The organism is Streptomyces sp. (assembly GCF_019510245.1).
In the GTDB taxonomy this organism is placed as follows: Bacteria; Actinomycetota; Actinomycetes; order Streptomycetales; family Streptomycetaceae; genus Streptomyces.
Genome location: NZ_JAEKKT010000338.1, coordinates 1 through 10,090, shown reverse-complemented (window position 1 = coordinate 10,090; position 10,090 = coordinate 1). Strand labels below are relative to the sequence as shown.

Annotated in this window: 8 protein-coding genes and 1 pseudogene; 6 read left to right on the top strand and 3 right to left on the bottom strand. The window is 68.9% G+C overall.

The annotated features are described in order from the left end of the window. A partial coding sequence (locus JF597_RS50690; RefSeq protein ID WP_294013169.1) for a dihydrodipicolinate synthase family protein occupies positions 1-668 on the top strand: 668 nt, incomplete at its 5' end. A 338-nt stretch (positions 669-1,006) separates the two neighbouring features. Here the strand turns inward: JF597_RS50690 and JF597_RS50685 are convergent. Together JF597_RS50685 and JF597_RS50680 are read right to left on the bottom strand one after the other, a co-directional pair. Next, positions 1,007-1,705, bottom strand: a complete 699-nt coding sequence (locus JF597_RS50685; protein WP_294013166.1) for a LysR substrate-binding domain-containing protein — start codon at positions 1,703-1,705, stop codon at positions 1,007-1,009. A 178-nt stretch (positions 1,706-1,883) separates the two neighbouring features. Continuing rightward, positions 1,884-1,937, bottom strand: a pseudogene (locus JF597_RS50680) (hypothetical protein); the annotation flags it as partial. A 466-nt stretch (positions 1,938-2,403) separates the two neighbouring features. On the opposite strand from JF597_RS50680, the gene JF597_RS50675 reads away from it, so the two are divergent. Both JF597_RS50675 and JF597_RS50670 read left to right on the top strand, forming a co-directional pair. Continuing rightward, positions 2,404-3,357, top strand: coding sequence for a LysR family transcriptional regulator (locus tag JF597_RS50675; RefSeq protein ID WP_294013163.1), 954 nt, complete (start codon positions 2,404-2,406; stop codon positions 3,355-3,357). 136 nt (positions 3,358-3,493) lie between these two features. Then, positions 3,494-5,872 carry a LuxR C-terminal-related transcriptional regulator gene (locus tag JF597_RS50670; RefSeq protein ID WP_366916568.1) on the top strand — a complete coding sequence of 793 codons (2,379 nt, stop codon included), beginning with the start codon at positions 3,494-3,496 and terminating at the stop codon, positions 5,870-5,872. A 271-nt stretch (positions 5,873-6,143) separates the two neighbouring features. Here the strand turns inward: JF597_RS50670 and JF597_RS50665 are convergent, their stop codons facing one another. Beyond that, entirely contained in the window at positions 6,144-6,455 is a 312-nt protein-coding gene (locus JF597_RS50665) for a LysR family transcriptional regulator substrate-binding protein (protein WP_294013172.1), read from the bottom strand. A 216-nt stretch (positions 6,456-6,671) separates the two neighbouring features. Here JF597_RS50665 and JF597_RS50660 point away from each other — a divergent pair, with 216 nt between their 5' ends. From JF597_RS50660 to JF597_RS50650, 3 genes are read left to right on the top strand one after another with little or no spacing between them, the layout of a single operon-like run. Then, a complete protein-coding gene (locus tag JF597_RS50660) occupies positions 6,672-7,889 on the top strand; it encodes an FAD-dependent monooxygenase (RefSeq protein WP_294013158.1) in 1,218 nt (405 codons plus the stop codon). Between the two features lie 30 nt (positions 7,890-7,919). Next, positions 7,920-9,089, top strand: a complete 1,170-nt coding sequence (locus tag JF597_RS50655) for a CaiB/BaiF CoA-transferase family protein (RefSeq protein ID WP_294013155.1) — start codon at positions 7,920-7,922, stop codon at positions 9,087-9,089. A gap of 15 nt (positions 9,090-9,104) precedes the next feature. Continuing rightward, positions 9,105-9,923, top strand: coding sequence for a CoA ester lyase (locus JF597_RS50650; protein WP_294013152.1), 819 nt, complete (start codon positions 9,105-9,107; stop codon positions 9,921-9,923). Positions 9,924-10,090 lie beyond the last annotated feature (167 nt).

Genomic DNA, 10,090 nt, shown 5'->3' with positions numbered 1-10,090 from the left:
CGAACTTCTACCCCGAGTCCGAGCAGGAGATCTACGACTACACCAAGGCCGTCTGCGACGCGACGAACCTCGGCGTCATGCTCTTCCCGATGTACCTGTGGGGCTTCAGCCCGCGCATCCACCCCTCCGACATCCCCGTACGCCTGATCCGGCGCCTGCTCGACGACTGCCCCAACATCGTCGCCATCAAGGCCGAGGGCGGCTTCCCCAGCATCCAGAGCGTCATCGAGTGCCACCGTCACTTCGGCGACGAGGTCGTCATCTCGATGCCCATCGAAGGGGAGTTGATCCCGCTGTCGCAGATCATGCCGATCCAGTTCTCCGCGACCAGCGACCACGAGTACTACGGCCCGATGATCCCGCGTGTCTTCCAGCTCCTTCGGGAGGGCAAGTACGACGACGCCGCCGACATCTACTGGCAGCTCCACCCGGCCCGCAAGATCAAGGGAGGCCTCGCCCCGGCCCTGCACGGCGGCGCCTTCATCAACCGCCAGGCATGGAAGTTCCAGGGCTGGCTCCAGGGCTACAACGGCGGCCCGCTGCGCATGCCCACCCAGCGCATCCACGACGCCCAGATGAACGCCCTGCGCAAGGGCCTCGTCGACGCCGGCCTCGAACCGAGCCTGGACCCGTTCCGCGAGTTCTTCACCGGCCGCAACCCGGCCTGAGCCGCCGGAGGCTGCCGTGCCGCCGCCGCGGGATGATCGACCCGCGTCCCCAGGATTGCCCGCCGTCACATAGGTGGGGAGTGCGACACCCGCCAGAGGGTTTGTCCTGCTGTCCTCTCCGCCAGGCCTGGGAGCCCGGGGGAGAGGGGCGCAATGCGCAGGAAATGCACTCGCACCATGCGCCGCGTGCATGGCTGCGATCGACCTTTCGGTTCGGCGGCGTCACGTGCACAGCGAGTGACAGGATCAGCGCCGAACCGAAGTGTCCGGGACGCCCCCGGTGCTCACGGGCACCTGCGACGGCGCTGCGCGTCGGTCTTCGGCCACCCTGGGACGTGTCAGTCCGCGCGCTCTTCCGAATCCGCCGGAGGCTCGGGGACCGCCCTGCTCGCCACGAAGCTCAGGAAGCGCCGAGCGGCGCGGCCGCTCGGGCCGTACTGGCGTGCCACCGCACCGTAGGACCGGAACGCACCCTCATCACTGAGCGGGATGTTCCTCGTCGTGGAGACGTGGCCGGGTTGCGGGGCGGGTACGAGGGCGACTCCCATCCCGGCGGACACCAGCGCACGGAGCGTGGAGAGCTCGGTCACCTCGATCTTGATCCGGGGGGTGAGGCCGGCCTCCCGGAACAGCCGGTCCGTGACGTGCCGCAGCCCGTATCCGGCCTTGAGCGCCACCATGGGCTCGTCGGCCAGGTCGGCGACGGCGATCTGGCCGCGCCCCTCGAAAACGTGCCCCGGCGGCACGCCCAGGCACGGCACCTCGCGCCCCAGCGGGACCCACTGGACATCATCGGCGACAGGCCGGGGAGCGACGAAGCCGATGTCCGCGCGACCCTTGCGCACGTCGTCAACGACGACGTCGGCGGCCCCGCCGCTGAGTGCGAAGGATGTGCTCGGGGCGATGTCGCGATAGAGGTTCAGCAACTCCGGCACCAGCCATCCGCCGAAGGAGTGGAGGAATCCAAGTGACACCACCCCTCGTTCCGGGTCGACGAGCGTGGTGATCCGCTCCTCTCCCTGCTCGATCTCGTTCATCGCCCGTACCGCATGGGCCCGGAAGAGCTCGCCGTACTTGTTGAGGCGCAGCCGGTTCTGATGCCGGTCGAAGAGCTGGACCCCGAGCTTGCGTTCGAGCCGCGCCAGGGCTCGGGACCCGCGCCAGGGCTCGGGACAGGGTGGGCTGGCTGATGTGCAGACGGGCGGCCGCGACCGTCACATGCTCGGTCTCCGCAAGGGTGACGAACCAACCGAGCTCGCGGAGTTCCATGGGCCGGATCATACAGTCGGTGCATCGTGGCTGAGCAGAGGCCGCCGGCAGTCGATCGACACCGGCGATGCATCGGACGTATCGGTGGGCTCACGAGGCTGTATTGATGAACGGGGATAACCGGCGGAGGCTGAACGACACGGGGGCCGCAGACGCCCCGCGGCCCGCCCGGCAACGGGCGCGCGCACCGCCGCGGTGCGCGTGGGACCCGCGACCGCGCGCGGTGCACGTAGGGCCCGCAGCTACGTAGCGGATACGTGTTTCTCCGAATGCGGGAGGCGGGCGGAAAGCGGAGGGTGGAGCCCATCCACCGGCCCTCATGCGGAAAAGATGTGACCACGATGATCGGTTGGGACTCCGAAAGCCGTGGGAAACCGGGTGTGCTTCGTCATCGACGTTTCCTTCGCTGTGCGTTGCCCGTGGCACTGCCGCGGGCAGCCCGACGTGCCTGTGCTGGGAGGTGACCATGGAACTGCGCGAGCTCGAGTGGTTCACGACCCTCGCCGAGACCGAGCACATGACGGAGGCCTCACTGCGTCTGAACGTCAGCCAGCCCACCCTGTCCAGAGCCCTGGCCCGGCTCGAACGCAAACTGGGCGTCAAGCTTTTCGACCGTCATCACAGCGGGCTGCGGCTCAACAAGTACGGGGAGATCTTCCAGGCCCACGCTCTACGGGCCATGAGCGAGCTCAACAGGGGTGAGGAGCGGATCGTCACCCTGGTGGATCCGGAGCGGGGATCGGTCTCGCTCGGATTCGTGCATTCGTTCGGTGGATGGCTGGTGCCCGACTTCTTGAACGGCTATCGCAAGCTCGCCCCGAGCACGTCCTTCGAGCTGCGCGGCGGCGCCTGTGACGCCGTGATCGACGACGTACGTCAAGGGAGCGTCGACATCGGTTTCGTCGCTCCCGAACCGGTCGCGGACGATCTGGAGTGGATCCCGCTCGGGCGCGAGCCGCTGTGCCTCGGTATTCCGCCGGGCCATGTGTTCGAGGGCCGCGACCATGTGACGATCGCCGACCTGGCGCACGAGCCGATGGTCGCACTCAAGGCAGGGTTCGGTCTGCGTCAGGTCACGGACCGTCTGTGCCGTGCGGCAGGGTTCAGTCCGCGTGTCGAGATCGAGGTCACCGAGCTGTCCACCCTCCACGCTCTGGTGGCCGCGGGAATGGGCGTGGCTGTCGTGCCCGCACCACGGCCGGGGCACACTCCGGGGCCGGTGATCCAAGGAATCCCCTTCAGCGACCCGACTGCCTTCCGGCCCTACGGCGCGGTCACCCGGCGGTGCGGACCGAGCGGCCTGGCCGCGAGGCGCTTTCTGAAATTCGTCGCGAGGGGCTCGACCCCTCCGTCGCAGCCAGGACCACCGGCAGGCGAGGAAACCGCGAGGGCAGCGCTCACGGCCGCCGGGACCTCCTGATCGGACTCGTCGGGCCGGACAACGCCGACGGCGTGGGCGCGACAGCCGGCGGAGGGGCGCGGGTGACTGCGCGACCAGCCCGCGCCGGCCCGCGGGTTGATCACCGTTCTTCCAGCGGGGCGCTCGGCAGCCGTCGATGCGTGCAGCTGGGTTTGCCTGTGCGGGGCGTCGGCCCACAATGGCCCTCATGAGCAGGCACGCAACCACCTTTCGACCGACGGCATCCCCTTCGACCGATCTGTTCGGACGTGAAGGTGAGGTTGCCGCTGCCCGCGACCTGTTCTCTTCCCACCGCCTCGTGACGCTCACCGGGCCCGGCGGGGTGGGCAAGACGTCATTGGCCGCCGCGATGGAGACCACCCTCGAACGGGCTTTCACGGAGGGGACGTGGTTCGTCGAGCTGGGTGCTCAACGGAACCCGGACACCATCGCCGAAACGGTGGCCATGAACCTCGGGCTGAGTGCCGCACCGACCGTGGACGCCGAGGAACAACTCCGCCGTCATGTGGCGGGCCGCTCCATGCTCCTGGTCCTGGACAACTGTGAGCACGTCCTCCCCGGATGCCGGCGACTGGTGTCCGCACTCCTCGGCGCCTGTTGTGAGCTGCGGGTGCTGACCACCAGCAGAGAGCCGCTGAGGCTCACGGGTGAGCGTGTGATCGTCGTACGCCCGCTGCCGGTTCCTCCGCAGGAGCGGGACGTCACCGTGGGCGAGCTGCGTGGCTATCCGGCCGTGGCCATGCTCGAAGCCCGCGCCAAGGCTGTCAACGATCAGTTCGAGATCACCGAGCACGAGACGTCGGCGGTCGCGAACCTGGTGGCTCGCCTGGACGGGATGCCGCTGGCCATCGAGCTCGCCGCCGCGCGACTGCGGTCCCTGCCGGTCAAGGAGCTGCTGGACCGCATCAACGACCGGTTCGCGCTCCTCAACCGGGGCGACCCCACCGCGACACCGCACCACCACTCGCTGGACGCGCTGGTGCGATGGAGCTACGACCTCTGCTCCCGGGACGAGCAACTGCTCTGGGCAAGGCTGGCCGCTTTCAGCGGCAGCCCCGACTTCGCGGCGATCCAAGCTGTGGGCGGGTTTCCGCCCCTGGAAGGCTCCAGACTCCTCGACGCGCTGGACGGTTTGGTCTCCAAGTCGATCCTCCTCCCGGAGCTGACACGGGGCGACATGCGCTACCGGCTCCTTGAGACGCTGCGAGATTTCGCCCTGGAGCGCGCCCGGGGGAGTAAGGACTTCGGCCACGCTCGACGTGCGCACGTGGAGTACTACCGGGCGTGGGCGACGCACACCGCGACAGGCTTCTTCAGCCCCGGCCAGGCCGATTCCGGACAGCGGTTGGAATCCGATTTCAGTAACCTCGAGCTGGCTTTCAACGGTCTCTTCCAAGACCCCGGCCGCTCCCGTGACGTGTTGGAGCTCGCATCAAGCCTTCGCTTCTACTGGATCACCGGCCACCTCCGGGAAGGCCGGCGTTGGCTGGAGAGGGCACTTGCCGTGGACACGGCCGCGTCCGTCGAACGCGGCAACGCGCTCTGGATAGCGGCGGCGGTCATGGCCATGCACGGGGAACTGCCCAGGGCCCAAGGTTTCCTGAGAGAGGCCGACGAGATCGCGCGCTCGACCAAGGACCCGAGACTGGCCGCGCACACAGCCACATGGAGAGGACAGACAGCGCTGACCGCAGGGGATCTCGAGGCGGCCCAGGAAGCCCTGGAGGCGGCATGCAGAGGTCACACCGACCTGTCGGACGCGGAGGGGCAGCTGATATCCCTGTTTCTGCTCGGGATGGTCAAGAGTGCGCGGGGAGACCATCAGGGGGCGTCGGACGCCTGCCGGGAAGTCGTCAGTCTCAGTGAGAGCCTGGGCGAGACCTGGGTGCGCTCCTATGCTCTGTGGGTGCTGGCGTTCGACGCCTGGACGCGCCAGTCCCTGGACGCGGCGAGTGAGCTGGCCAAGCAGAGTCTGGAGCTCAAACGCGGCTTCCGGGACGACCTCGGCACAGCGCTCGTCATCAACCTGATGGCCGGCATAGCCCTGGACAACCACGACCCCAAGCGGGCGGCAGAACTGCTCGGCGTCGTCGCGGCGTTGTGGACCTTGCTCGACACCGACCTCAAGGCATTCGGGCCCGTGCTGGCCTCGCGTTACGAAGCCATAGAGCGCGCCGTACGGGACCGGCTTGGGGACGGACTGTTCCAGCGCATCCACGAGAGCGGGCGTCGCCTGGAGCCGGGCCGACGCATCAGCCTGGGACTGGGCAGCACAGACACGGCACCCGAGGACCAGGCGGGCGCGGTCGCGGAGTCGGAGCTGCTCACCCGAAGGGAGAGGGAGGTCGCGTCACTGCTCGCGGAGGGCCTCAGTAATCGTGCCATCGCCACAAGGCTCGTGGTCTCCCCGAGAACCGTCGAGGTCCACGTCGAACACATCCTTCGCAAACTCGGCTTCCGCTCGCGCACCGAAGCAGGCGTATGGGCGGCTCAGGCGCTCGGGGGCGAGGGGTGACGCTTCGCGTTGCTTCCGCCTCGGAGAGGGTTGCCGAGCCTGGTACGGAGCCGGCGGGAATGCGGTAGGCCGAGGCGTCGAGAAAGGAGCCGCAGAGCCGGTTCTCCTCACCGCAGAACCCGTTTTCCATCGGCGCAGGGAGGATCACTCACCAGCAGATCCTCGGCGAATCAGAGTGCATCTCTCACTGCGAGCCGACCGCTCGCCTGCGGTCTCTGTGCGCCCCTTGGCCCGCCTGCCCGGCGCGGCGTCTTCGAGGCGCACGGGTGGCTCAGCCGGCCCACTCGCCGGTCTCGTCCGTTCCGAACAGCCCGGCGAACCTCTCGCCGACGGGTGTCACGATCCCGTCCTGCCGTCGCACAAGGCCCGGTGGCAGCTCGGGCCGGCCCCCGGCGACGGGGACCCGGTCGACGCCGGGGTGGTGCTCGGCCATCTCGTCGCTCAGCACCGATACGCCGAGACCGGCCGCGACCAGCGCCACCGCGGTCTGCACCGTCGGGACGGAGATGACCGTCGTGGGACTCCCGCCCACGGAGGTGAAGCGGTCGTCGATGAGCCGCGAGAGGCTTCGGGCACCCGGCAGCCTTCTCGGCGGCTATGAGAGGTGCAGTGCCCTCGCCGCCTCGGTGATGGATCCGGCGTCGGCCACGGCGAGGAAGTACCTGATGCTCCGGAGATCCATGCGCGGAGTGTATCGAGGCACCGAATCACCAACATTGGACCTATGACCTCCGCTCCAGCAAGGTGACGTGAGGGTCGCGGTCCGCATCGGCCGATCGCTTCCAGAGCTGGAGGACAGGTGGGAGAAGAACAACAGGTGATCGTGGCAGGGGCCGGGCCGACCGGGCTCCTGACCGCACTGGGCCTGGCACAGCGGGGCGTCATCGTCACCGTCGTCGAACGAGCGTCGGCCCTGCAGGACGCGCCACGGGCGATGGTCTACCACTGGGCGACCCTCGACGGCCTGGCCCGTCTTGGTGTCCTCGACGACGCCGTCCGGGCCGGGTTCCTGAAGCAGGACTACGCCTACCGGGTGCGCCGGACCGGCGAGATCATCGAGTACGGACTGCACGCGCTCGAGGGCAAGGTCCAGCATCCCTACAACCTGCACCTGGGACAGGGGGCGCTGGCCCAAGTGATCCTGCGGCACCTGGAGACATTCGAGAACGCCCGCGTGCTCTGGGACCATGAGGTCAGCGCGGTCACCCAGGACCGCGACAGCGTCGACATCACCGTTCGCACCAGGAGCGGCGACAGGACTCTGCGCGCCCCGTGGCTCGTCGGAGCCGACGGCGCCGGCTCCCGGGTCCGCGGCGAGGCCGGGCTCGGCTTCGACGGCATGACATGGGCCGAGCGGTTCGTCGCGACGAACGTGCGCTTCCCCGACGACCGGCCGGGCTGGGCGCAGTCGACGTTCTACGTCGACGACGTCTACGGCGCGATCATCGCCAAGATCGACGAGTCGGGTGACCACGGGCTCTGGCGTTACACGTACATGGAGGACGACGAACTGCCCGCGCAGTCCGCGGCCGAGCGTCTCCCGACCTATCTCGCCGGCGTGTTCGGGGACGACATCGCACAGGCCACGGAACTCGTCGCGCTCTCGCCCTACCGGATGCATCAGCGCAGCGCGTCCTCCTACCGAGCCGGCCGGGTACTGCTGGCCGGCGACGCGGCGCACGCCACCAATCCGACGGGCGGCCTCGGACTGACGATGGGCCTGTTCGACTCCTACGTCCTGAACGAGGCACTCGGCGCCGTGCTCCAGCAACGCGCCGACGAAGGCGTCCTCGACGTCTACGCCGACCTGCGTCGCCGCGCCTTCCTGGAGCAGGCGAGCCCGCGGGCCGCCGCGAACAAGCGACTGCTCTTCCACTCCTCCGATCCGGTCAAGCTCGACCACGACCTCGAAGTGTTCCGGCGGATGTCCCGCGACCCCGAGTTCGCCGCGGAACGCCTGTACTTCACCAAGACGTTGGAGACTCCCTCACTGCTCGCCGCCCAGACCCGTGTCTGACGTGTCCGACGACAATCAAAGGAATTCCGCATGAACCCCCTCGACGGACTCCTCGTCGTCTCCCTCGAGCAGGCCGTCGCCGCGCCGTTCGCGACGCGTCAGCTGGCCGATCTCGGAGCCCGAGTGATCAAGATCGAGCGACCCGGCGCCGGCGACTTCGCCCGCGGCTACGACGAAACCGTCCGCGGACTGGCGAGCCACTTCGTCTGGCTCAACCGGTCGAAGGAGTCCGTGGCTCTCGATCTGAAGAGTGACCACGGCAGGTCGGCCGTCGCCGCCCTGGTGGGCCGGGCGGACGTCTTCGTCCAGAATCTCGCCCCCGGCGCGGCCGAGCGGCTCGGGCTCGGCGCCGAGGCGCTCCGAGCCGTGAACCCCCGCCTCATCCACGTCTCGATCTCCGGCTACGGCGGCGACGGACCGTACGCCGACAAGAAGGCGTACGACCTGCTCGTCCAGTGCGAGGCGGGCCTGGTCTCCATCACCGGCACCCAGGACGAGCCCTCGAAGGTCGGCATCTCCATCGCGGACATCGCCTCGGGGATGTTCGCCTACAGCGGCATCCTCTCCGCACTCATCCAGCGGGATCGGACCGACGAAGGCGCCACGATCGAGCTCTCGATGCTGGAGGCTCTCGCGGAGTGGATGGGCTATCCGCTCAACTACGCCATGTACGGCGGCACGCCACCCGCGCGGACCGGGGCGCGACACGCGGCGATCGCCCCGTACGGGCCGTTCCGCTGCGGGGACGGCGAGCAGGTCTTCCTAGGGCTTCAGAACGAGCGCGAGTGGGCCACGTTCTGCGAGCGGATCCTCGGCGAGCCGGCACTCGCAGTCGACCCGAGATTCATCCGGAACTCCTCGCGAGTGGAGCACAGCACACAGCTGCGGGTCGAGATCGAGCGGGCCTTCCATGACAGCACCGCCGAGGAGGTCGCACAGCGACTCGAGGCCGCGGGCATCGCGAACGCCCTGCTGAGGGACATGGCGGGCCTGGCGAATCATCCGCAGCTCAAGGCCCGAGGACGCTGGCTGGAGTACGACTCACCGGCCGGGACGCTACGGGCGCTCATTCCTCCGGCGACTTTCGTGGGCGCCAAGCCGGTCATGGGCCCAGTTCCCGAGGTCGGCGAACACACCGATGCCGTGCTGGCCGAGTTCGGAGCCCTGCCGTCGGCGCAGCTCACGGACAGCCGCCGTTAGGCGCGGGTGATCAGCATGCCGCACACGCATCGGGACAACGCCGTACAGGCGGCGAGGTCGTTTCTTTTCGTGCCCGGCGATCAACCGGCGCGCTTCGACAAGGCGGTCGACTCCGGCGCCGACCTGGTGGTGATCGACCTCGAGGACGCGGTCGAGGGAGACCGCAAGGACAGCGCACGCGCATCAGCGGTCGAGTGGCTCTCGCGCGGTGGGCGTGCATGCGTGCGGATCAACGACGCGTCGAGCCCGCTGTACGGCACCGACCTGGACGCCCTTGCCGGCGCCCCCGGCCTGATCGCCGTCATGCTTCCGAAAGCCGACTCGCCCAAGTCGTCGACGGCTGCCGCCGAGAGGGCCGGCGTACCGCTGATCGCCTTGATCGAGTCGGCGGTCGGCATGGTCCGGGTCCATGACATCGCCCGCACCCCCGCAGTCGCCCGCCTGGCCTTCGGGCACCTCGACTACGCACTCGACCTGGGCGCCGGCGCGGGGTGGAGCGCGATGCTGCACGCCCGCTCGTCACTGGTGCTCGCATCGAGGGCGGCTGCGCTGCCGGGCCCCGTCGACGGTGTCACCACGGCGTTGGACGACGCCGAGACTCTCGACAGGGATCTGAGACGGGCGAGGGAGACCGGCTTCACGGCGAAGCTCCTGGTGCACCCCAAGCAGGTGCCGGTGACCCACGCCGCGTTCCGGCCCGACGAGGAGGCGGTCCGCTGGGCCCGCCGTGTCGTCGAATCCGCAACCGGCAGCAGCGCTGTCCGCGTGGACGGACACATGGTGGACGCCCCGGTCCTCGCGCGGGCGCGGGCCATCCTGCACCGAGCCGGCTGACACCCCCACCGGCGTACCGATGGCGCGGCACGCCGTGCTCGTGGGTCCGCGCGCACCTTCATGCATCACATGAATCGCTGGGCGAACATTCCCGGCCTCGTCAACTCCGGCTCCGGCCAACATCCTTTGTTTACAGGCGATGTCCGTCTTGTGACAGGCAGGAGAAG

Coding starts and splice junctions, on each gene's coding strand:
- JF597_RS50685 (WP_294013166.1), bottom strand. CDS start 1,705: ATGAACGAGATCGAGCAGGGAGAGGAGCGGATCACCACGCTCGTCGAC.
- JF597_RS50675 (WP_294013163.1), top strand. CDS start 2,404: ATGGAACTGCGCGAGCTCGAGTGGTTCACGACCCTCGCCGAGACCGAG.
- JF597_RS50670 (WP_366916568.1), top strand. CDS start 3,494: ATGCGTGCAGCTGGGTTTGCCTGTGCGGGGCGTCGGCCCACAATGGCC.
- JF597_RS50655 (WP_294013155.1), top strand. CDS start 7,920: ATGAACCCCCTCGACGGACTCCTCGTCGTCTCCCTCGAGCAGGCCGTC.
- JF597_RS50650 (WP_294013152.1), top strand. CDS start 9,105: ATGCCGCACACGCATCGGGACAACGCCGTACAGGCGGCGAGGTCGTTT.